Origin of the sequence: Bradyrhizobium algeriense (assembly GCF_036924595.1) — a bacterium.
Taxonomy (GTDB): Bacteria; Pseudomonadota; Alphaproteobacteria; order Rhizobiales; family Xanthobacteraceae; genus Bradyrhizobium; species Bradyrhizobium algeriense.
The window spans coordinates 1,576,395-1,597,961 of record NZ_JAZHRV010000001.1 but is presented as its reverse complement, the minus strand read 5'-3'; the positions used below and the strand labels follow the sequence as shown (position 1 = coordinate 1,597,961).

18 protein-coding genes are annotated in these 21,567 nt (G+C 60.4%); 6 read left to right on the top strand and 12 right to left on the bottom strand.

Translation table 11 applies throughout. The features are described from left to right. Positions 1–11: 11 nt before the first annotated feature. From V1286_RS07715 to V1286_RS07685, 7 genes are read right to left on the bottom strand one after another with little or no spacing between them, the layout of a single operon-like run. A complete protein-coding gene (locus V1286_RS07715) occupies positions 12–1,181 on the bottom strand; it encodes a glycosyltransferase family 4 protein (protein ID WP_334478680.1) in 1,170 nt (389 codons plus the stop codon). Continuing rightward, positions 1,178–2,107, bottom strand: a complete 930-nt coding sequence (locus tag V1286_RS07710) for an NAD-dependent epimerase/dehydratase family protein (RefSeq protein ID WP_334478679.1) — start codon at positions 2,105–2,107, stop codon at positions 1,178–1,180. The genes V1286_RS07715 and V1286_RS07710 overlap by 4 nt, the downstream gene beginning before the upstream one ends. Beyond that, positions 2,104–2,961, bottom strand: a complete 858-nt coding sequence (locus V1286_RS07705; protein WP_334478677.1) for a class I SAM-dependent methyltransferase — start codon at positions 2,959–2,961, stop codon at positions 2,104–2,106. The genes V1286_RS07710 and V1286_RS07705 overlap by 4 nt, the downstream gene beginning before the upstream one ends. A gap of 32 nt (positions 2,962–2,993) precedes the next feature. Further along, complete coding sequence (locus tag V1286_RS07700; protein ID WP_334478675.1) at positions 2,994–4,061, bottom strand: glycosyltransferase family protein; 1,068 nt, start codon at positions 4,059–4,061, stop codon at positions 2,994–2,996. A gap of 5 nt (positions 4,062–4,066) precedes the next feature. Then, positions 4,067–4,657, bottom strand: coding sequence for an acyltransferase (locus tag V1286_RS07695; RefSeq protein ID WP_334478674.1), 591 nt, complete (start codon positions 4,655–4,657; stop codon positions 4,067–4,069). Position 4,658: 1 nt separating this feature from the next. Further along, positions 4,659–6,494, bottom strand: coding sequence for an asparagine synthase (glutamine-hydrolyzing) (gene asnB, locus V1286_RS07690; RefSeq protein ID WP_334478673.1), 1,836 nt, complete (start codon positions 6,492–6,494; stop codon positions 4,659–4,661). Between the two features lie 3 nt (positions 6,495–6,497). Continuing rightward, the gene (locus V1286_RS07685) at positions 6,498–8,060 is read right to left on the bottom strand and encodes a lipopolysaccharide biosynthesis protein (RefSeq protein WP_334478671.1); all 1,563 of its coding nucleotides are present in this window, start codon (positions 8,058–8,060) and stop codon (positions 6,498–6,500) included. 440 nt (positions 8,061–8,500) lie between these two features. Here V1286_RS07685 and rfbA point away from each other — a divergent pair, with 440 nt between their 5' ends. The 4 genes from rfbA (at position 8,501) to V1286_RS07665 (ending at position 12,350) form a co-directional block, all read left to right on the top strand. After that, complete coding sequence (gene rfbA, locus V1286_RS07680) at positions 8,501–9,376, top strand: glucose-1-phosphate thymidylyltransferase RfbA (protein ID WP_334478669.1); 876 nt, start codon at positions 8,501–8,503, stop codon at positions 9,374–9,376. 95 nt (positions 9,377–9,471) lie between these two features. After that, positions 9,472–10,614, top strand: a complete 1,143-nt coding sequence (rffA, locus tag V1286_RS07675) for a dTDP-4-amino-4,6-dideoxygalactose transaminase (RefSeq protein WP_334478667.1) — start codon at positions 9,472–9,474, stop codon at positions 10,612–10,614. Between the two features lie 99 nt (positions 10,615–10,713). Continuing rightward, positions 10,714–11,427: a WbqC family protein gene (locus tag V1286_RS07670; protein WP_334478665.1), complete on the top strand. Its 714-nt coding sequence runs from the start codon at positions 10,714–10,716 to the stop codon at positions 11,425–11,427. Beyond that, the gene (locus V1286_RS07665) at positions 11,427–12,350 is read left to right on the top strand and encodes a glycoside hydrolase family protein (RefSeq protein WP_334478663.1); all 924 of its coding nucleotides are present in this window, start codon (positions 11,427–11,429) and stop codon (positions 12,348–12,350) included. Before V1286_RS07670 ends, V1286_RS07665 begins: the two co-directional genes overlap by 1 nt. 4 nt (positions 12,351–12,354) lie before the next feature. On the opposite strand, the gene V1286_RS07660 is transcribed toward V1286_RS07665, so the two are convergent. Both V1286_RS07660 and V1286_RS07655 read right to left on the bottom strand, forming a co-directional pair. Continuing rightward, positions 12,355–13,167, bottom strand: coding sequence for a phytanoyl-CoA dioxygenase family protein (locus tag V1286_RS07660; RefSeq protein WP_334478661.1), 813 nt, complete (start codon positions 13,165–13,167; stop codon positions 12,355–12,357). A 15-nt stretch (positions 13,168–13,182) separates the two neighbouring features. Further along, a complete protein-coding gene (locus V1286_RS07655) occupies positions 13,183–14,250 on the bottom strand; it encodes a class I SAM-dependent methyltransferase (protein ID WP_334478660.1) in 1,068 nt (355 codons plus the stop codon). Positions 14,251–14,819: 569 nt separating this feature from the next. On the opposite strand from V1286_RS07655, the gene V1286_RS07650 reads away from it, so the two are divergent. Beyond that, positions 14,820–15,488, top strand: coding sequence for an acetyltransferase (locus tag V1286_RS07650; RefSeq protein ID WP_334478658.1), 669 nt, complete (start codon positions 14,820–14,822; stop codon positions 15,486–15,488). 13 nt (positions 15,489–15,501) lie between these two features. On the opposite strand, the gene V1286_RS07645 is transcribed toward V1286_RS07650, so the two are convergent. Both V1286_RS07645 and V1286_RS07640 read right to left on the bottom strand, forming a co-directional pair. Continuing rightward, positions 15,502–16,149: a class I SAM-dependent methyltransferase gene (locus V1286_RS07645; protein WP_334478656.1), complete on the bottom strand. Its 648-nt coding sequence runs from the start codon at positions 16,147–16,149 to the stop codon at positions 15,502–15,504. A 58-nt stretch (positions 16,150–16,207) separates the two neighbouring features. Beyond that, positions 16,208–17,209 (bottom strand): glycosyltransferase family 2 protein, encoded by a 1,002-nt coding sequence (locus V1286_RS07640; protein WP_334478650.1) that lies wholly within the window; start codon positions 17,207–17,209, stop codon positions 16,208–16,210. 613 nt (positions 17,210–17,822) lie between these two features. Here V1286_RS07640 and V1286_RS07635 point away from each other — a divergent pair. Continuing rightward, complete coding sequence (locus V1286_RS07635) at positions 17,823–18,986, top strand: hypothetical protein (RefSeq protein WP_334478649.1); 1,164 nt, start codon at positions 17,823–17,825, stop codon at positions 18,984–18,986. Between the two features lie 155 nt (positions 18,987–19,141). Here the strand turns inward: V1286_RS07635 and V1286_RS07630 are convergent, their stop codons facing one another. Next, entirely contained in the window at positions 19,142–21,433 is a 2,292-nt protein-coding gene (locus V1286_RS07630; RefSeq protein WP_334489565.1) for a M10 family metallopeptidase C-terminal domain-containing protein, read from the bottom strand. Between the last annotated feature and the right edge of the window lie 134 nt (positions 21,434–21,567).

Here is a 21,567-nt window from a genome sequence, read left to right as displayed (position 1 = left end):
GCGCGCATGCGCTACCGCGCGAAGGTCCGAATGGCATGACGGACCGCCTCCGCGAAGTTTGCGGCGAAGGCCGCCACGCGATCATCGTGGCCGGGAACGAAACTTCGAATAACCGGTGCCTCTGAGCCCTGCCAGACCCGCATAAGATGATCCGCCAGGGTTGCAGGGTCATCTGGTCCGAAATAGCTCGCCGTACCGCCGGTCTGTTCGCGGTGGACGTCCAGGTCGGACAATATCATCGGCACCCCAAACGATTTCGCTTCTTCAACGGTTGTGCTCCACCCTTCCGATCGGGACGGATTTATCAAACCGGCGCATGCCCGCAGCAACGCGTAGACATGCGATAGCGGAATCATTCCCAGATGACGGAAACGCCTTTCGAGCCCGCGACTGCGCACCCGCTCCATGACCTCATCGAAATAGCCGCGCTCGCGCCGATCTTCGGTGCTGCCCGATGCGCACACGACCACATCGAATCCGCGCTGCGCCAGGATGGCCAGTGCATCCACGACCACCCGATGATTCTTGTGGGTGTAAAATTGATTTGGCAGGTAGAAGTATTTTTCGGGCAACTGGTACTGGGCGACGATCTCGGCCGGATTTGCGTTCAGGAACGCCGGCGACGGCCCGGTCGCGAAACGAACCACACAGACCTCATTCTTCGCCCCGGGATAGAATTTCCTGAAATCGCGATGCGAGCTTTCGCTGCTCAGCATGACGGTCCGCCCGGATGCGATCTGCATCCGGAAACCGGCTTCGCGACGCCACCGCGCCACCACCGGAAACAGATGGGGCAGCCGTCGATGCTGAAAATCGGGAAACCAGGCAATTGCAGGATAAGGCAGACGCCAGCCGAAGAAGCGGGCGGATTCGAAGACCGCATCGATGCGATGCGTCCGAAATTCTGCCGCCGCCTCGCGGTCCAGCCCCAGCGCCAGCGCCGCAACCAAACCGGCACGGCTGTCGAAAGCGGCCGATCGGATCACCTCCACGCCCGGTATCGCGGCAAGCGGCGCAAGATCGGCTTCGTCGCCCATCCCGGCAAACAGAACGGGCGCAAACTCGCCGGGGCGGAACTTGCTCAGCGCCGCAAACAGATTGCTTTGATAGTTGTAGCCACCGGCCCAGACCCGGCGGGGAATATGCGTAAACGCGAGACGCACCGGCGCGGCCGGATTCACCGGATCTGATCCTTGAACCACGAAACATAATCCGCAAGGCCCTGTTCAACCGGGATCGTCCAGTCAAAAGGCAGCGTGCGGACCGTCGTGTCGTCCGACAGCAGACTTGCCGGGTCGCCGGCGCGAACGATGCCGGAATACTGCACGGAAATACTTCCGCCCCAGCATTTTGCAAGGATTGCGGCGATCGTTGCCACGGTCGTTCCAAGCCCGGTTCCGCCGTTGATCACTTGAAAAGTCTCTGGCTGCGGTTTTCCGTCGATCTCGGTCAACAGCCGCGCGACATCACGGACATCGGTCCAGTCCCGCACCTCAGCGCCGGTGCCCCCCAGCATCAGATTCCGTTCGCCCGCCTGAAAGCGCGAGCAGACGTCCCACGGCAATTGCTTGCGCAAATTCGGCCCGTAGACCGAGAACAACCGCACCACCGTGCTGTGCAAGCCAAAGGTGACAGCGTAGCTTCGGCACAGCTGTTCCATCATCAGCTTGTGCTGCCCGTAGGGCGACATCGGAAGCGTTGCTGCATCCACTCCAATCGGCCCCTCGTGATCGGCGCCATAGACCGCCGCGCTCGATACGACAATCAAGCGACAATCCCTTGCGGCGCTGCGCAGCCACTCCAGCAATCTGGCCGTGCTTGCAACAGTGCGCGAAAAGTCCTCAAACGGCTGCGCGATCGACAGCCCAACCGACGAGCCGCCGGCCAGATGGAAAATCGCCGACGGCAATCCGGAGTGCTCCGCCAGCGCATTGAGATTGGCTGCATCGATCTCGCCGTTCAACCAATGCTCAAGGCCGAGGCGATGTCTCTCGGTCTCGCCGATCGCGCCGTGACCGATGCCGTGAACGCGATAGCCCCGATCAGCCAGCACCCGAACGAGATGCCGACCGATGAAGCCATTGGCGCCGGTAACCCAAACGTTCATGCCGGTGCCTTGTAACAGATGAATGAGTAGAGCCGGCCGGGCCGGTGGTCAAAGCGCTCTGCCATCGAAAGCAGCGATGTGAAAACGCTCCTGGAAGCGAGGGCGACGCGCCAAACGGGTCTGACCGGAATCTTGGCTGCCAATCTCTCCACGACGGCCGCCCGCAGCGTCTCGATTGTATAGGGAAACAGATTGATCGGGCTCCTCAGCGGCGCAAGTACCTCGATCGCGGCAAATCCCGCAGCCCCCAGTGCGCCGACGTACCGATCGAGAAGATACGCGTGCTCGCCGCCATAGAGGTGATGCAGGGGATGCTGGTCGAGGAATGCGCCAAGGTCGGCTTCCTTGCTGATCACGTGTTCGCGCGCGGCGATGAGCATTCCGCCGGGGCGAAGCACGCGGGACATTTCCCGGCAGGCACCGTCTAGATCGCGCATATGGTGCAGCACGGCCCGCGCGAATACGACATCAAACGTGCCGTCAGCGAACGGAAGGCGCTCGGAAAATTCTTCGACCACATCGATTGTCAGGCGAGCCTCGGCCGCGAGCCCACGGATCGCCGCCGTCCCGACCACAGCGCTAGGGTCAGGCTCCAGCGCGGTGACCGCAAATCCGCTCCGCGCCAGCGCATAACTCGCGATTCCACGCCCGGCTCCGACGTCGAGCGCCTTGCCGGTCCGGTGCTCCAGAAACTTCGAAACCGCCTGCCATTCGGCACTGGCAAAATAGCGCTCGGCGGCAGCGATCAGAGGGTCGTCATAGAATGCGTCGAGCACGAGTTGACGCTTGTCCGGCTGGTTGCGCAGCCAGACCACGGCATCTTCCCATGTCGTGAGAGGCTTTTCGTCCAACATGCAAACCCGCACTTGCTGGTCCGGCGCGCCGGTCAGATCAGATCCTGAAATTTCGTCCATTGCAGTTGTTTGCTATAGCGCTCTCTTACCATGGCGCAACCCGCCTGAGCGATGGATCTGGCCAAAGTTTCGTCTCTCATGAGCCTGTTGATCAACTCGGGTATTTGCTCGGGCGAGGAGTATTCCAGCATGGTTTCGCCATCAACGAAACCCTCCGGATAGCGCCCTGCATCCGTCAAAAGGACCGCTCCGCAGCCCGTTGCCTCAAAGCATCTCATATTGCCGCGATCCTCTCCGGCCATGTCCACCGCACCGTTGAATACGATCCGGCTTTTGGCGATCGCGGCATACGCATCCAGGCCATACAGCGGATCGGCGCGAATCTCGCGAATTTCGTCCGGATGACGGTATGAGCGAAGCGCCGGCACAGGAGGAAGAAAATTTGCCAATCGGGTGAGGCGTGAATCTTCGAGGTAAAAGCGCGCCCGGATACCGGGCGTCGAAGCGGCAGCGCGGAGAGCCTGGCTGCGTTTGACGTGGTGCCGCGAGAATCCTCCGATGAAGATGAGGTCAAGTTCATCGGTTCGGGCTGCGGCATAGGCATCCATCACAGGATCGTGCGCCGGAAAAAAATACGCCACCCGACAGCCTTTCTGGCGCCAGCTATCGAGGATTGACGGAAAATTGCATACGATCAGGTCGTATTTCGTCAGGTCTGCGCTTCCGGATGGTGCCGCTCGCCAGCCAATCGACTTCCTCACGCAACCCGGCAACTTCGCAACAAACTCGCTACCGTAACGGATCGGGTCAAGATTATAGAATACTTCGGTGCGATGCTGCTCGATCTGCGCGAGCAGAATTTGTTCCAGGTTTTTTGTTCGCAACCCATTCTCTTTTGCCCACTGCATCTGCAGGCGTTCATCGTCTCCATTGGTGTAGAACGCGTCCGGGCTGTTGGCGAACACGGGTAGAAGGATATGGGACGCAGTGAATCTCGTCTCCAGAAATTGCGCTCGTCCGGCGGCAAAGCTTTGATAGGGCGACTGGCGACGATGGACACGGAATCCACGCGACAGGCCGTTGTTCTGGAAAATGCGCATGGCAATCAATCCGCCGGCCGCGCATCTGGCGGGGAGCTTAACGCGCGGATGACTCTGGCGGGATTACCGGCCGCCAAGGTGTATGGCGGAATATCGCGGGTGACAACCGAACATGCCCCGATTACAGCCCCCTCACCGATGGTGACTCCTTTCAGAATGCTCACGTTGAATCCGATCCAGGCCTTATCGCTCACCACGACTGGCGCATGCGCAATTCGCTCCCAATTTTTTCGGCCGGCGCCCCATTCGCGAACATCGTTCCGGCGATCCATCCAATCGATACTGTGGGAGTCGTGGTCCACAATCGTAATTCCCCATGACATGACGACATCGTCACCGATGACGAGGCTTCGATAGCAGATCAGATGGCTTCGTCCGATAAATGTGCGGTCCCCGATCTGAACTTTGCCTCCAGTTTCCTCGAAGCTAATTTCGGCGTGAACGATCGAGTCTTCCCCCACTGACAAGGTATTGCCAGCTACCTGTCGGATACGGCGCCATGCGATTGTCGATCCACGACCGATATTCACCGCACCCGAAAGCCGGCTCTTCCAACCAAGGATGGCGTCGACGCCTGTGAGGATTAGTCTTCGCATGTCAGGATCTTGCCAGCATCCATTTCATATTCAGATACGGCCAGATGCGGGCGGCCGACTCCCAGTCCCACTGCTTTGACGAGGTCAAGTGGCTAACCGTCCTGCGCAGGCCTACTTCGTCGACCAGTTCGGCGAACGCCGGCACCTTCTGATCGAGCAGACTGGCAGTCCAGCCGGCAAGAGGCCCGTTCAACCATTCCGGCATCGGCGAATTGAACCCCACCTTCCGGCGTCCCATGCGGATGGATTCCGGCATCAGGTCGGCCATCGACCGCCGCGCAATCGCTTTGGAATAGCCATCGGAGAATTTGCAGGTCTCCGGCAACGCCATGGCGTACGTCACCAGGCGCCAGTCCATGAACGGCATCCGGACCTCGATGCCGTGCGCCATCGACAGGCGGTCGAAGTTTCGCAGGATGGTAGGCAGCACAGTGCTGTGAAACATCCCGTAGAGCCGCCGGTTCAATGAACCCCAGTCGCGCGGCAGCACATCGTCGGCGGCGACCAGCGGAAGCTGGGCCGGAACGTCGCGCAAACCGCCGCGCAGGAAATAGTGCCCCCGGCGCTTGATCATCAGCGTCCGCAACAGATCGGCGCCTCGTCCAGCCAGCGTCGAACCGGAGATAAGTCCTGCGAGCAGGTTTCGCATTCGGAACATGCCCGATTGTCCCTCCTGAAGATAGGCTCCCATCAGTTCATCCGCGCCATGGCCGTCCAGCGACACCGTCACGTCGTGACGCCTGAGTTCCCGATAGATCAACCAGGCGGCGCTTGGAAGTCCGATATAGACGTCATCATTGTCGTCGAGAATTTGATCGAGTTCGTTCAGCGCGTCTGCCTTCCCGATCTCGAGGAATGCAGGCACGACATCCGCCCAGGCCGCGGCCTCCTCGGCCATCGGCCGCTCGTCGTTCGAGGCGCCGGGAAATGTCGCAACGAAGGCATGGCGCCACGAGGTGCTGTCCCGCGGGCCCATGCCGGCTTTTTCGTGCGCCGCCATGGTGCAGATCACGGCCGACGAATCGAACCCTCCCGACAGACAGGTCCCGATCGGAACGTCGCTGCGCATTCGCAGCGCAACCGCATCCTGGAAAATCTCGCGAAAGCGCTCGACCCGTTCGGCTTCGGTGTTCGGGATCGCCGGCAGGTGATCCACCGTCCGCCACCAGCGCCGGATTTCCAACCTCCCTCGGCGCAACCACATGCAGTGACCGCCCTGCAGCCGGCGCACCTCCTGGCAAAGCGTCCGTTCGCTGCCCTCGACGCTAAAGGCATCGAGCATGAGCCGTCGCGCCACGTCGATGTCCAGCGAAGCATTGATCAGGCCGCTTCGCACCAATGCGCGCTGCTCTGATGCAAAGACAAAGCGCTCCGATGTCAGCGCATATAATAGCGGCTTGATGCCGAAGCGGTCGCGCGCCAGAAACAATTCTTCGGTCTTGGTGTCGAAGATCGCCAGCGCCCACATTCCGTTGAAGCGCGTCAGCATGCCTTCCTGCCACGCCTGCCAGGCGGCAAGGATGACCTCCGTGTCGGACTGGCTGCGGAAAACTGCCCCCTGCGCCTCGAGCTCGCGCCGCAGTTCGAGGAAATTGTAGATCTCGCCGTTGAACACGATCACATGGCGGCCGTCGCCGGAAATCATCGGCTGATAACCCCCTTCGCCGGGGTCGATGATTGCCAGCCGACGGTGGCCGAATGCCAGATTACGGTTCGCGCTGAACCAGCTTCCCTCGCCAAACGGCCCGCGATGCGCGACCAGGTTCGTCAGTCGCGAGATTTCCGCCGGTTCGACCGCGTTTCCGCGGAGGTTCACGATGCCTGCAATTCCGCACATTCGTCAAATCGCCTTGATGGGCAGGAAGCGACCGGCGATGACGCGGAGATCCCGCCAGCAGGCCGCGCCGTAGGGGCCAGCCTGCGAAGCCGCGACCGCGACGACGAAGATGATGCCGGCCACCAGCACATAGAGGCCCCCCACGTACCACCAGCCAAGCGCCTGGTCGAGTTGCGCGCTGCGGAAGGCATATCGCAACGCCAGTGCGGTTGCGATGCCGATCCCGATCGGCATCAGCACGAAGTGGACCAGACGCAACCACATGCCGGTGAGGCTGAAATGCCGGCGCAGCAGGATCACGACGGTGACCATTTGGGCGAGCATGCCGATGCAGGCGCTCCATCCCGCCGCCTGCCATCCGAAATAAGGCAAGGCGATCGCGCTCGTCGCCAGCGTGAACACGCCCGTGAGCAGCGCGATCAAAGCATTCGAACTCGATCGCCCTTGCGCCAGAAGATAGAAAGCAAAGACGTTCGAACTCGATCCAAGGATGCCGGCGATCGACAATATCACCAGCACACGCTGGGCCTCGGCAGCCACTTCGGCGCCGGTCCACATATGAAGCAACGGGCCGGCTACGGGGATCAGGCCGCCAAGTGCGCTCGCGGCAAGCACGTTGAGGATCCAGGAAGAGCGGAACAAGAGATCAGCCTTGCGATCGTCGGCCTCCTTTTGCAGAGCGCTGAAGAACGGGAAGAGGATTTCGCCGACCTTCAGGACGCCGATATACACGGCCTCCTCCAGCCGCTGCGCAATTGTATAGAAGCCGACGAACTGCGGCTGCAGTAAAGCTCCGAGCAAGTAGCGATCCGCCTGTGCGGCAATGAGCGCGCCCCCCTGCGCGCCTAGTTGCCAGCCACCCAGCCTGACGAGGCTACCGAGCGCTCCGCGATCGATCTCCGGGCGCGCCAGCCAATCGCCGATGACACGTCGGGACCACCCGAAGGCCAGAAGCAGGCTCGTTGCAAAACCCAGCGCCTGACAACCGAGGAACGTCGAGGCCTGAGGCCAGCGCGGAATGAACAGCAGCATGGAGCCCGTTGCGACCACGGTGCTGATGATGCTGATCGAGGCGACCCTCCGATAGTCCTGGCGTGCCGTGAACAAGGCCAGGAAGACGGCAGACAGGCACTGGCAAAGCCATCCGGCGCTGGCCAGCATAAACGCGAGTCCCAGATCATCCGCGGACGGCCCGCTCAAATGAAATCCAAGCCGCGCAAGCGGTGCCCCGGCCAACACGAAAAGGATCACGATCAAGCCTCCCGCTGCCAATGCCAGCATCGCCGCGGTGGCGAACAGGCGGCGCGCATCGTCGCGCTCGGATGGCTCCAGCCGCAGGGCGAGTTCCCGCGTCGTCGACAATGCCAGCGTGTTGCTGAACGCCAGCGCGGGCGCAACACATGCGGTAACGAGACCTGCGACGCCGAATGCCGCGACACCGAGGCGAAAGACCACGAACGGCAGCACGAGGAGATTGAGCGCCACGGCTACCGCAAAGGCGGCCGCGTTCCAGGCGGAATTACCCAGCACATCGGCCGAACCTTTTCTTGACGCCGTATCAGCCATCAGGCCATCGCACTCTTGCTTGGATCGCGTCCCGTCAGACCGAGCCTGCCCGCGGGACCTCCCGAGACAGTGTGACGTGGGTCGACGTATCGGCGCGACCGTCCGGCAGCCCATGAGCTCCCGGCGAACATGCCATACTGCCGAGGACAAGAAGCGCAGATGTCAGTCAGCCCGCGGAACGGACCGCGACAATTGCGAAATCCTTGATTTGCCCCCACCCACCCTAACTACAGGAGCCGCCGGAACGCCGCAATGCAATCCACGTAAATCGTTGAAATATTGGGATTAACGGCAGGGTGGATCGGGGCTGGCAGACCTCCCGATCGCTGACCGCGGGAGCTGGCTTTGGTTCGCCAGGATGCGTTCCAACTGATTGCATTTTGATATGCATGGATACGCATGTTAACAGGCCTCGAATTGGGGACAGCGAGCAAAGCACAATGAACCGCAAGGGAATTATCCTCGCCGGGGGCCGAGGGACGAGGCTATACCCGCTGACGCTGGCGACGTCGAAGCAGCTATTGCCCGTCTACGACAAGCCCCTGATCTATTACTCGCTGACCACCCTGATGCTGGCGGGCTTGCGCGAGATTCTGATCATTACGACGCCGGAGGAGATTGACCAGTTCAAGCTCCTGCTCAGCGACGGCAGGCAGTGGGGAATCGAGCTTTCTTTTGCGATTCAACCCCATCCCGGCGGTATCGCGGAAGCGTTCCTGATCGGCAGGGATTTCCTGGCTGGCGGCTCATCGGCCCTCATCCTCGGCGACAATATTTTCTACGGCGACAATCTGCGGGCATTGCTGCGCGATACCGCGAAACAGGCTCACGGCGCAGCGGTGTTCGCTGCCTGGGTCGACAATCCCGAGCGGTACGGGGTGATCGAGTTCGATCCCGCCTACCGGCCGTTGCGGATTGTCGAAAAGCCGAAAGCCCCGAAGTCCAACTACGCCGTGACCGGGCTCTATTTCTACGATGAACGTGCCGTCGACATCGTACGCGAGATGAAGCCCTCCGCGCGCGGCGAACTCGAAATCACGGATATCAACCAGTGGTACCTGGAGCGTGGCGATCTCGTTGCGAGACCTTTCGGCCGCGGCTATGCATGGCTCGATGCCGGTACGCATGAATCGCTGCTCGAGGCATCGCAGTTCATCCACATCGTCGAGAAACGTCAGGGCCTGAAGATCGCCTGTCCCGAGGAGGTCGCCTTTACCCAAGGCTTCATCGATACCGAACAATTGCTGCGGCTTGCCGAGCCGCTGAAGCATACCGCGTATGGCCAGTATCTCATCCGGCAGGCGCACATTTTGTAGCTCGCACGCTATTGATTCTGGCAACGGAAACGGCCAGTTTGCCGGCACCTCAATCCGGGTTTCGATACCATCTGCAGGGCCCCATCACCGCAACGATGACAACCGATTTCATTCCATTCAACCGGCCTTACGCGACGGGCAAGGAACTCGCCTATCAGACCGATGCACTGCACAGCTCCCATCTCTCCGGGGACGGCACGTTCACAAAACGGTGCCACCGGTGGATCGAAGAACACACTGGCTGCAGCAAGGCGCTGCTGACCCACTCCTGCACCTCCGCGCTGGATATGGCGGCGCTGCTTTTGGACATCCAAAGCGGCGACGAAGTGATCCTGCCTTCCTACACCTTCGTATCGACCGCCAATGCGTTCGTGCTGCGCGGCGCGGTACCGGTGTTCGTCGACATCCGGCAGGACACGCTCAATCTCGATGAAAAGCTGATCGAGGACGCGATCACGACGCGAACCCGCGCGATCGTGCCGGTGCATTACGCCGGGGTTTCCTGTGAAATGGATTCGATCGCGGCCATCGCCCGGCGTCACGGCTTGCGAATCGTCGAAGACGCCGCGCAGGGAATCATGGCCGGTTACAAGAACCGGGCGCTGGGCGCGATCGGCGATCTCGGCAGTTTCAGTTTCCACGAAACCAAGAACATCATCTCCGGTGAAGGCGGCAGCCTGATGGTGCGGGATGAAGAGCTGGCGAAGCGCGCCGAGATCATTCGCGAGAAGGGCACGGATCGCGGCCGGTTTTTCCGCGGCGAGGTCGACAAATACACCTGGCAGGATGTCGGATCGTCATTTCTGCCGAGCGAACTCATCGCGGCATTCCTGTGGTCACAACTCGAAGAGGCGCAGCGCATCACGCGCGAGCGGCTGGAAATCTGGCGCCGCTATCATCAGATGCTCGAACCGCTCGAACGGCGAGGCTTGCTGCGCCGGCCGATCGTGCCGGTGGATTGCCAGCACAACGGACACATATACTACATCCTGCTCGCGCCTGAAATCGATCGCCAGCAGTTGCTCGCCGGACTGAAGCAAGCGGGAATCGGCGCGGTATTTCACTATGTCCCGCTGCACTCATCGCCGGCCGGCCTGCGCTACGGACGTGCACACGGCGAGCTGGCGTTGACGACCGCGCTGTCGCAGCGCCTGGTCAGGTTGCCGATGTGGGTTGGCTTGAACGAGACGCAGCAACAGCGGGTGTGCGAGGTGCTGACCGCGCTCCTGGAGAAATAATCGGGAACGGATCAGGACCAACCGAACCACGAGCCATGCCGGAAAAGGCGTCGCCAAATACAACTGGTGAACCATAATCCTGCCTACGGGAAGCCTTCGATGCGCCTCGCCATTATTCAATCCTGCTATATTCCGTGGAAGGGCTTCTTCGACCTGATCGGCCGCGTCGATCGCTATGTCGTGCTCGACGGCGCGCAATATGTGAAGCGGCACTGGCACAACCGTAACCGGATCATGACGCCAGGCGGACCGATCTGGTTGACGATCCCGGTCGCCACAAAATCGCGCTTCGAGCAACCGATCGACCAAGTCGGTTTCGCCGAGCCGTGGGCCGACAAGCACTGGCGATCGATCGAGCTGGCCTATCGCAAATCGCCTTTCTTCGCGGAGGAAGCCCCGGCGCTGAAAGCCCTCTACGAGGCAGCCGAACGCCTCGAGCGGTTGACCGACGTCAACACGCTGTTTCTGAACGCGCTGATGAAGCGGCTCGATATTTCGACCACCATGGTGCGCGACAGCGAGTTTTCTCCGCAAGGCGTGCGTACCGCAAGGCTGCTCGACATCTGCATCAAGGCAGGCGCCACGAAATATCTCTCCGGGCCTTCGGCGCGCGAGTATCTTGACGAGTCCTCGTTTGCCGCGGCCGGCATCGCGGTCGAATGGATGAGCTACGGACCATACCAGGCCTACCCGCAGCGCGGACCCGCCTTCGATCATGCGGTGTCCGTGATCGATCTGCTGTTCTCGATTGGACCTGGGGCTGCATCCCATTGCCGCCCGTTGGCGGACGAACCAGCCGCGGGGATTGGCTGATGCGGAACGTCTGGCGCCCGCTTGGAAGAGTCTTTTCGCCAGCCGCCGGTGAGCCATGGTCCATCAGCCATGCCGCGAACCCGGCGGCGCTGACGTGTGCCGACGGCAGTGTGCGGGTCTTCTATTCGACCCGCGACGCCGCCAACCGGTCGTCCGCCGCCTCCATCGACATCATGATCGACGGTGACCGGTTCGAGGTGGTGGACCCGCCACGTGGGCCACTGCTGACACCGGGCACGCGGGGATCGTTCGACGCCGATGGCGTAACGGTTTCCTCCGTCATCGCGCATGATGGAAAACTCTATGCGTTCTATCTCGGATGGACGGTGCTGGTACACGTGCCCTTCGCCAACTTCATCGGCGTTGCCGTGAGCGACGACGGCGGCGAAACCTTTCGCCGCTGCAGCAGCGTCCCGGTGGTCGGCCGTAGCCCGGAAAATCCGTTGACCGTCGGCTACCCTTTTGTGCTTGGCGACGGGCCGGGCTGGCGCATGTGGTTCGGCTCGCATCTGCATTGGGGACCGCAGGGCATGGAAATGCTGCACGTGGTCAAGGAAGCCCGCTCCTCCGATCTGGTCCGGTGGACGCCTTCCAACGCTGTCGTGATCGACGTCGCAGGCCCGGCCGATCCCCTGGAGTTTGCGATTTCACGGCCCGCGGTGTTGCGCGAGCCGGATGGCAGCCTCTCGATGTGGTACGCGCGGCGGCGTCCACACTATGAACTTGGCTTCGCACGTTCTGTCGACGGCACACGATGGGAACGGCGCGACCAGGACCTGCGCTTTGTCGGCACGCCGGAAGCCTGGGAAGACAGGGAGCGAACCTATCCCTTCGTCTTCGACCACAGCGGCCGCCGCTACATGCTCTACAACGGCAATGGATACGGCCGCGAGGGTTTTGGATTAGCCGTTCTCGAACAATGAGCCGTCACTTCGGAAGCTTTGCGCGGCGCATCGCAAAGTATTCGGCGTCCGACCTCGGCGTCGTCACCTCGTATCCCAGCAGACGGCGCAGGGTGGGATCGTCCGTGAAATCATTGCCAAGGAACGCCGGCAGGTCGATTTGCTGGCGGAGGATCGGCGAAGTATAGACATGGTTGACTGCCCGCCGCTCGGTCCCGGACCGGTTCGGCGCGCCGCTGTGATAGAGCATGCAATCCAGCACGATATAGCTGCCCGAGGGTGCACAGACCTGCACGGCCGATGCTTCGACAAATCGATCGGATGGAAACTCTTCCTGCTTGTGGGTCGCAGGCAGCACCAGGGTCGCGCCGTTATCGGTCGTGAAGGCATCCAGACAGAATAGCGCATTGATCGCCATCGGCCGCGAGAACACGACGTGCTGATACGGCAGATCGCGATGCCAGGCACCCTGATTATAGGTCTTGGCCGGCGGATTAATGACCCCGTTCTGCTGCGACAGGATCTGATAGCCCCCGATCAACCGCTTGCAGATTTCCAGGATCGCCGAATTGCGCGCGAGCGCCAGCAGACTTCTGTCGTAGGCGAACGGCGTACGGATGGTGTTGTGCTCGTCGATTAGCGCCAACGCTTCGGTTCCGCCCGCAGCCGCGTGCGCGGCATGGCGCGCAGTGTCGAAGCCTTGCGAAAATCTGCTGAGGTCTCCGGCCGAGTAGCCACCGTCCACGACCGCGTAGCCGAGCGTGCGCAAGCTTTCCACCGCGGCGTCGATGTCGCTATCGGCCGCCACACGTTCGTTGATGCCGTAAGATCTGGTCATGGCCTCAATCTTGGGTCAGTTTTTGATGGCGGCAGGAAGCGTAACGGCGAACCCGCCATCGCGCCGGATCCGCGCCGCGACGGCGTTCTGTGCCGAAGGATGAACTGCCACAAGGGTTGTCCAGCCGTCCAGCGTCGTGAACCCATCATACCGGACTGCACGACCGAGCGGCCATGCCTCTTCCGGACGATCCAACAAGAATCGCTTGAGCATTGCAAATGTTCGCGGCGCATAGGCGCGTAACAAGGCCGCCATTTGCCCCGCGCCGAACGCCTGCGCCGGATTGCCTGCCGCCACCAACTGCCGTTCGAGCGAAGCGTCCAGTTGCTTCCAGGCGTCGAGGTAAGCGACCGCATCCGCCGCCACGTCAGCAACGGCAGCTTCCGGTCCGCCGGATGCCGAATGTGCAAACCTGAACAGTTGAAATCCGGCGAGCGGAGCCGCCAACCCCCTGCCGCCGACCATCCGCAACCCGGACCTAGCCGCGAACGAAATCATCGCCGCCGGGCTGATGCTCCAGAAATGGTCGAAGAACAGCAGTTCGTCGTTGGCAAATTCTGTTGTCGGACAAATGACAATCGTCTGTCCGTCCGGGGTCATCAGCGACGCGAGGGTCGCAAGAAACTGCGCGGGATCCGGCGTATGCTCGATCGTGTTGATCGATATCACGGCATCGAACGGCCCATGCCCGGCCAGGTCGCGATCGGGAAAACCACGCATCAAGGTAAGCCGCTCATTGGCCTGCGCGAGCGCTGGCGGTAGCGCCGGATCGATACCAGTCAACTCATAGGTCGCCGCTTCGTCGCGATCGCCGAGCGCACGAAGCATCGCCCCCGACCCGCAACCAACGTCGATCAACCGCAAACCGGGTTTGCGCCCGCCGATCGCATTGACGATTGCCGCAGCATAGGCCCTGCCCCGCGCCTCTTCTCCCGTACCGGTCAAGGCCGGCAGTTCATAGGCGCCCGAATAGATCGCAGAGATTTCGGCGGCGGTCGGCGGATAGCGATGGCAAACCAGGCCACAGCCCGGGCACAACACCTTCTCCAGCGACCGCGCGATAATTCGTCCATCGCTCAGCATGGAACGGCCGGCAGCCGGGATGGGTAGGCTTACGCTCTGACGACATGCGCAGGTGGGGCATGTCTCCGTAGCAAGGGCTAGCGCGGCCCGAATGCTGCTGGGTGGGGTTACCGTCATCTATGCCCTGCCCCTGCGTCGCCTCTACTCGCGGTTGTCTGTGGAACCAGCATGTCGGGCTGGCCCATCACTAGAAATGGTATCGGTCTCGAGACCAATATACCACATTTTGCAGCACGGCGCAGTTGCGCAGCAGAGCGACCTACGAGGACTGAACAGTGCGAGTTGAAGTGGAAGTACACGCCTGATCCTAGCTTACAATATGCCGCGTGACCCGCGGAGCCCAGCGTCCGAACAAGCAAAATATCTGCAGGTGATCAAGCTGGCATTGGCGGGTTGCGTGGTACTGGCGCAGTGGACCCGCAACTGTTTTTGTTCTTTGCTTCAATAGGAAATCAACTCTCAAACTAAGGCCCACCATGGTGGCAACGCCGACCTGTTCGACGGTCCGGCAAAAGGATACCATGGCCGTTCCCTTCTTGAGCGGCGCTGCAGTGGAAGAGAAAAATCGAATGAAAACCCGACGAATCGTGATTTTTGGCTCCGGCCAAATCGCCGAACTCGCCGACTTCTACTTTACCAACGACTCCGCTTACGAAGTCGCGGCCTTCGCGGTCGATCAGGCTTTTTTGTCGCAGGATCAGTTTCGCGGACGCCCGGTGATCCCGTTCGAGCGTGTCACGGAAGAATTTCCTCCACAGGATTTCGATTTCTTTGTCGCGATCGGCTACACCAATCTCAACCGGCTTCGCCCGGAGAAGGTCGCCGCTGCCCGCGCCAAGGGATACAGGCTGGTGTCGTATCTGAGCAGCCGCGCAACGGTCTTTGCCGGCTTCGAGCTACAGGAAAACTGTTTCATCCTCGAGGACAACACCATCCAGCCGTTTGCCCGGATCGGCAGTAACGTCACGCTCTGGAGCGGCAACCACATCGGCCACCATTCGACCGTTGAGGACGATGTGTTCATATCGTCGCATGTCGTTATTTCCGGAGGGGTCCGGATCGGACAGGGCAGTTTCGTCGGCGTCAACGCCACGTTTCGGGATCACGTCACGATCGGCAAGAATTGCGTGATCGGCGTCGGTGCGCTGGTGCTCGAGGATCAGCCCGACCACGCGGTGGTGGCGCCGCGCGGAACCGAACGCTCGAAGGTGCCGAGCAACCGGTTGCGGAGCTTGTGACGCCGGGCGCTTGTTACCTGGTCGCGGCAATATGCCGTATGACGACGGTGAATTCGTAAAGCCCGTAATCCTGCAGCAGTGCAACCGATCGGCCATAGCGATTCAGGCAATAGGACAGCATCTCGGCTGCATCGGCGTAGTATAATGTTCCGCTGCGTCTGTCCGCATCGCTCGAGAGGCTGAGGACATTGAAGGCGAAGCCGCGCCGGCCGGTGCGTGCAAGAATATCGATGATCTCGCGAACGTAGCGCGCCCAGGTCTCGGTCGGGACCTCTCCCTTGACGTTGAAGATTCCGCTGGCAACCGCGAAGTCCGCGGTTTCCGTCGGCTCGGCCCCGACTCGCCATCGGCAATCCGCGCTCTCGCCATGTAGCCGCGTCGCCTCCCTGATCATGTCCGGCGCGACGTCGTAGCCGATGAACTGTCCTCGGTGCCCCGCCTCGCGCAAGAAGCGCATGAAGTCGCCGTAGCCGCAGCCGATATCCAGAATCGACGCGTCCGGGGAACCTTCGAGCAGACGAAGAAACTGGCGATGCCGAAGTTCGTGCGATGCCCTCCCATTCCAGTCGACGCCTTGCGGGGTCGGCCCGTGCAGAGCGAGCTTCGAACTGTAGTAAGCAGCAACGCCGCTCACGATCGATGGGTCCGGACCGGCGCTCATCTCGACTTGCTCCGGAGCGACGGGCCTCGAATCATTAGGACGGGTGATATGGCTGCGGTCATCGCTTGCGATCGAGCGCTGCGGTCGAGACGCCGGCGGCAGGTGGAACACGAATCACATTCGATCCTTCTGCCGCTGCGAGCTCCCTGCGATGCACGCGCTGCACAACGGTATAAGGACGCCGCTTGGTTTCAGATACGATATTGGCGACATAGATGCCGATCACGCCGAGAATGCATGTCGTTAGTCCGCCAAAGAACCAGATCGAGACGATCAGCGACGTAAAGCCATCGACGCCGATGCCGGAAGCTAGATAGCGGGAGACGTAGAACAGGATGGTCGCCACCGACAGCGCGAAGATCGCGACGCCCGCGTATAGAATGAAATAAAGAAGCTTCGTCGACGTCGTGGTCAGATACTTGACCGCCATCTCGATGCGCATGCGAAGCGAGTATGTTGTCGGCGAACCGGATGATTTCCGGAACGGGACCGCCACCTGACGGAAGCCCGTCAGGTGCCACAATTGCGAAATTACGAACTCGCGGTCGCGATGCCGGACCAGAGCGCGGACGTAATCGCGCGTCATTAGACGGACGGTCGCCAGGTTCCGTGGAATCCGGTGATCGCTCAACGCATCAACCAGCGAAAAGAACACCGCGCCGCTGACGCGTTCGACGAGGCCGCCTCGCCGCTCCTGCTGGATGCCATAGACGACGTCGCTGTCGCCCTTCATGAACCGCTCGTGGAAGGCGGCAAGAAGTTCGGGATCCTCGTCAAGGTCGCTGTCGATCAGAAACACCAGATCGCCCGTCGCATGGGCAAGACCCGTCATCATCGCCTTGTGATGGCCGAAGTTGCGCGCGAGGTCGACCACAACGACCCGCGGGTCGGCCTGGTGCAGGGCGAGGGCAAGATCGAGGCTATCGTCGGGAGAGCCGTCGTTGACCATCAGCACTTCGATATCATGCGTGATTTGTTCCGCCGCCGTGATGATGCGCCGATAGAATTCGCCGATCGTCGGAGCTGACCGGTAAAGGGTCGTCACAACAGACAATTTCACGCGACAGTCCCCGTCAAATCTCGCCTCGCCTGTGGATTGGATCGAACCGCGCGGACTGTGTACAACTGGATTCCATTGGCGGCAAGGATCGAACCACACGAATATGCGGTTTAGGCAAGCCTTGGGAATCGTAAGAGTTTAGGCTAACTGCTGAGCTGGATCGAGTATCGAAAATGCCAAGGCGAGCAAGACAAGACGCCGACTTTCGGTGATTGTGCCCACCGCGATCAATCCTACCGGAGCTTTCTTGAATAGCCTTCCCGCTCCTCGGAGGCCTGCCCCGCTTTGCCTCGAGCTCATCCGCGTGAAATGGAAGGTACAACGGCATCTGGATGGGAATGCGATCACAAGCAACATAATTGACGCGGCCGGCAAGCAACGTCTCTTTGAGAACGATTTCTAGGTCTTAAAGCAACGCATAACTATTGAAGCACCGGCGTCGAGGACGCTATAACGCTTGGGACCCCAGCACGCGTATGATCGTTGAAAAATACAAGACATTGCTCGGCTACGCGTTTTGCGCGGCGCTGCCGCCGTTGGTTTCAATCGCCGCGGTCTCATTTCTGCTGCATGCCGCCGTGGCGATGACGACTTAGGCAAGAGATAGAGAGAGATGCTCAACAAGGAGCGGTCGGTCGGGATCGGTTACCGGAGCTTTTTCTTCGCGACCGTTTTCGTTGTGGCAATGGTGTTGTTTGCGATCCCATTTTACGGGTCGCTCATTGTCAATGCGTCGTCCGATTTTCATGTGCATCTGCAGTACGCGAAGAACATCCATAAATTCTCGGATATCGTGTCGCCGCATTTTGGCTTTCAGCTTGGACTGCTCGCTCTAAGCTCTCTTACCCTGCCTCTCGATGCGGTAGGTATATTGCTGGTGTCGGCATCCTACGGTGCGATGGCGGTGATGATAACCGCCGAAATGCAACGAAGAGCCCAGAAAAGCGACTGGCGCGCTGCCAGTTGGGTGGCGATTGCCGTGTTGGTTGCCTGCCAAATCAACCTTCTAACGGCTTGGAAACCCAACCTGTACTACGGCTACTTCAATGCAATCTCCTATCACAATCCGTCGCAACAGCTCATGAAAGGAGCTGCATTGGCGGCGTGGTTCCTGTACGTCAGGGATTTTGTGCAAGATCGAAGGCATGTTGCCTTCTACCGAGATGCTTCGATCGCCGCTTTGTGCATTATCTCTGCAGTATGTAAGCCTTCTTTTCTAATTGCATTTTTGCCGTGTGCCGGACTGCGGTCGCTCGTGGACATGTTTCACCGGCGATGGATCCAGGTGCTGCGATATGCGCTTGTTGTGGCGGCGCCTTCTATTTTGATTTTGCTTTGGCAAGTGTGGTTTGCCTATGTCGACTCGACCAATGCCGGCATTGCCGTCCGGCCCTTCGCAATTTTTCCATTTTCCATGGAGTTGCTGATCAAGGGCATCTTGTCGTTGGCCTTTCCAATTTTCGTCGGAGTGACTTTCAGGAAAGAATTGAACCTCTCAAGCCCCCTCATTTGGGCCTATATCTTTCTGACAATTACTCTCGCCTACACGCTGCTCTTGGTGGAGACCGGCCCGAGGTCGGGAGACGGCAACTTTGCCTGGAGTTTGCAGTTTGGCGTGTTTCTAGTCTACGTGGAGAGCGCCATTCTTTTCTTCTCAAGCAAGAGCTTGCGAACTGCACGGGGTCTTGGAGGTTTGGTTATTTTTGGGCTCCACGTGGCCTGCGGATTGATCATGTACGCCGCAGCTACGTTCTTTGCTGAAAATCTATGGCGATAGATCACCCATAGCAGGCCTTCTCTCGCGTTTACCTCGTGCTCAATCGACAGCTTCGCAAACTGCTTGGCTACAACATGCGACGGTGAGTTCTACTGCCAATCATATTTCAGTTGCACCGAGAGCGCCGAAACCCACGCTTGAGACGTCAGCCTAACTCACGCGATATGCCAGCCAGCGGAGACGCTGCCGGGACCGGAAACCCAATGGGCGCCACTGATTTGCCCATTATCCCAAACCGATACAGTCCCATTTTCATTCTGCCAAAGAATATCGTCATGGGAATTGTTGTCGAAGTCGCCGATGCCGACAATGTGCCAGGCGCTCGGTACCACGCCGGCCCCGACAATAATGTGGGCAGTCGCAATCTGGCCGTTGTCCCAGATGGACACTGCACCATTGTCGTTGCGCCACAGAATATCGTCACGGCCATTGCCGTCGAAATCACCCGCGCCGATGATGTGCCAACTGCTTGCAACCACATTCGGACTGGAAATCCAATGAGCGCCGGCGACCTGGCCGTTATCCCAGACCGATACCGTGCCATTGTCGTTCTGCCATAGGATGTCGGAACGCCCGTTGGCATCAAAGTCGCCGACAGCCGTAATATGCCAGCTGGCCGGAACTACGCCGGCGTTCGAAACGGTGTGGGTGTTGCTGGCTTGGCCATTGTCCCAGATGAATACCGCACCATTGTCATCGCGCCACAGAATATCGTCGCGGCCATTTCCATCGAAATCGCCGGTACCTGCAATGGACGAAGTTGCTTGAACACCACCCGGGGCTGACACTACGTGTGCTGCGCTGGAGTTGCCATCGTCCCAAACAAAGACCGTGCCGTCATCGTCACGCCACAATATGTCGCCTTTGCCATTGCCATCGAAGTCTGCCGCGCCTGCTATATTTGAGCTGTTGGGGACGGCGCCCGAACCGGATATCGAATGGGAGCCGCTGGGCTGGCCGCTGTCCCACACCGACACCGTACCATCATTGTTTTGCAAGAGAACATCGCTTCGGCCGTCGCCGTTGAAATCGGCAACTGAACCCATTTTCCAAATCACACCCCAAAGGAAATCGTCAGCCGTGAGCACGAGGTTTCCCGTCAGATCGATCGCGAAATCGGCGACCGCGTCGCCGTTGGTATCGCCCTGCAGCGTGGTGACGCCGGTGGAACTGCTGTAAAAATAGTTGAGTTCGCCGGCCGCGCCGTGGAAGGCGGCGGTGGCGATGAACTTGAACTGATCGTAGCTGCCGGTGCTGCTGATCGCGTCGAACCCGCTGAGGTCGATGCGATCCGCTCCGGATACGAAATCGGTGATGCGATCGTGCTGGCCGCTCGTGGCCGAGCTGTCGCCCACCAGGAACACGAACGTGTCGCCGCTGCTGCTGCCGGTCAGGGTGTCGACGCCGGAGCCGCCGATGAGCTGGTCGTTTCCGGCGCCGCCGATCAGCGTATCGGCGCCGCCGCCGCCCGACAGCGTACAGCCCCAGCCGTTCGCGATCAGTGTGTCATTCCCGCTGCCGCCAATGGCTTTCTCGATGACCGCGTTGAGCGCGATCCCGATATTGTTGACGAGGCTGCCGACCGAGGAAAAGGCGCCGGAGCGCAGGTCGATGGTCTGCGCCGCCGAATAGCCGGAGCAATCGAGCGTGTCGTTGCCGCCGCTGTCGTAGATCGTCAGCGCCGGAGCCGAGGTGTAGGTGCTGAAATTGAAGACCGCACCGGCATTGCTGTTGAAGCCGTAGACGGTGTCGCCGGTTCGCGTCGAGGTCGCCGCGCCGTACATCGAAGCCACGGCGTAGATGTCCGCCATCTGCGGCGTCACGACGTAGCGGTATGAGCTCCCGGAATAATTGGGCTGCGAGAAATACGACATGATGGAATATTGCCAGGTGTCGTTGGCATAGGTCGCATTGGTCGAATACGACGCGCTGCCATTGTACGGCCCCTGATGGCCGAGGCCGAGCGCATGTCCGATTTCGTGGATGTAGGTCTGGTAGGCGTAGCTATCGATGCCGGTCTTGCCGTCATTGGCGCCACCGTCGGTGGTGACCCAGTCGGTGCTGATGTTGACGGTCATCGACGCGATTGCGCCCGAGCCATACCAGCTGCCGGTCGCATAGGCCTGCATCGTGCCGTTGTGGGTAAACGTGATGTTCGCGGAGCCCGAGGTCTGGACGAAGGTTATGTTGGCTACCTCGGACCACGCCTGCAGCGCCGATAGCGCGAGGAACTGCTCCGCCGAATTGAGCCCACTGATATTGTAGGTGATGGTGTTGGAAGCCCAGTGATGGGCGATGCGATTCTCGTACTGCCAATAGCCGTTGACGAGGTAGTCGGCGAGCGTCGCGATCGACGCGACCGGCTTGCCGGCATAGACCTCGAGGCTTTCCACGCTCGCGGCGGCGGCATCCGCCAGCGGGTAAGGGTCGCCTTCATCCCAAAACATCGGGTCGTGCATGCTTTCTGGCGGAAGCGCGGCCGGGCTCGTCCCAAGCTCGAACGGCCGGAAGGCCCAGATCTCATCGGAAAGCAGATCGTTCTTCTTCATCGATCAGGCCTGTTAGCAGGTCGTTCGGTTGC

What these genes read in the sequence shown, in the direction of transcription:
- rfbA (WP_334478669.1), top strand. Translation starts at nt 8,501, where the DNA reads ATGAACCGCAAGGGAATTATCCTCGCCGGGGGCCGAGGGACGAGGCTA.
- V1286_RS07660 (WP_334478661.1), bottom strand. Translation starts at nt 13,167, where the DNA reads ATGACCAGATCTTACGGCATCAACGAACGTGTGGCGGCCGATAGCGAC.
- V1286_RS07665 (WP_334478663.1), top strand. Translation starts at nt 11,427, where the DNA reads ATGCGGAACGTCTGGCGCCCGCTTGGAAGAGTCTTTTCGCCAGCCGCC.
- V1286_RS07705 (WP_334478677.1), bottom strand. Translation starts at nt 2,961, where the DNA reads ATGTTGGACGAAAAGCCTCTCACGACATGGGAAGATGCCGTGGTCTGG.
- V1286_RS07685 (WP_334478671.1), bottom strand. Translation starts at nt 8,060, where the DNA reads ATGGCTGATACGGCGTCAAGAAAAGGTTCGGCCGATGTGCTGGGTAAT.
- V1286_RS07630 (WP_334489565.1), bottom strand. Translation starts at nt 21,433, where the DNA reads ATGTTTTGGGATGAAGGCGACCCTTACCCGCTGGCGGATGCCGCCGCC.
- V1286_RS07645 (WP_334478656.1), bottom strand. Translation starts at nt 16,149, where the DNA reads ATGAGCGCCGGTCCGGACCCATCGATCGTGAGCGGCGTTGCTGCTTAC.
- V1286_RS07670 (WP_334478665.1), top strand. Translation starts at nt 10,714, where the DNA reads ATGCGCCTCGCCATTATTCAATCCTGCTATATTCCGTGGAAGGGCTTC.
- V1286_RS07710 (WP_334478679.1), bottom strand. Translation starts at nt 2,107, where the DNA reads ATGAACGTTTGGGTTACCGGCGCCAATGGCTTCATCGGTCGGCATCTC.
- V1286_RS07635 (WP_334478649.1), top strand. Translation starts at nt 17,823, where the DNA reads ATGCTCAACAAGGAGCGGTCGGTCGGGATCGGTTACCGGAGCTTTTTC.
- asnB (WP_334478673.1), bottom strand. Translation starts at nt 6,494, where the DNA reads ATGTGCGGAATTGCAGGCATCGTGAACCTCCGCGGAAACGCGGTCGAA.
- V1286_RS07655 (WP_334478660.1), bottom strand. Translation starts at nt 14,250, where the DNA reads ATGCTGAGCGATGGACGAATTATCGCGCGGTCGCTGGAGAAGGTGTTG.
- V1286_RS07700 (WP_334478675.1), bottom strand. Translation starts at nt 4,061, where the DNA reads ATGCGCATTTTCCAGAACAACGGCCTGTCGCGTGGATTCCGTGTCCAT.
- V1286_RS07695 (WP_334478674.1), bottom strand. Translation starts at nt 4,657, where the DNA reads ATGCGAAGACTAATCCTCACAGGCGTCGACGCCATCCTTGGTTGGAAG.
- V1286_RS07650 (WP_334478658.1), top strand. Translation starts at nt 14,820, where the DNA reads ATGAAAACCCGACGAATCGTGATTTTTGGCTCCGGCCAAATCGCCGAA.
- rffA (WP_334478667.1), top strand. Translation starts at nt 9,472, where the DNA reads ATGACAACCGATTTCATTCCATTCAACCGGCCTTACGCGACGGGCAAG.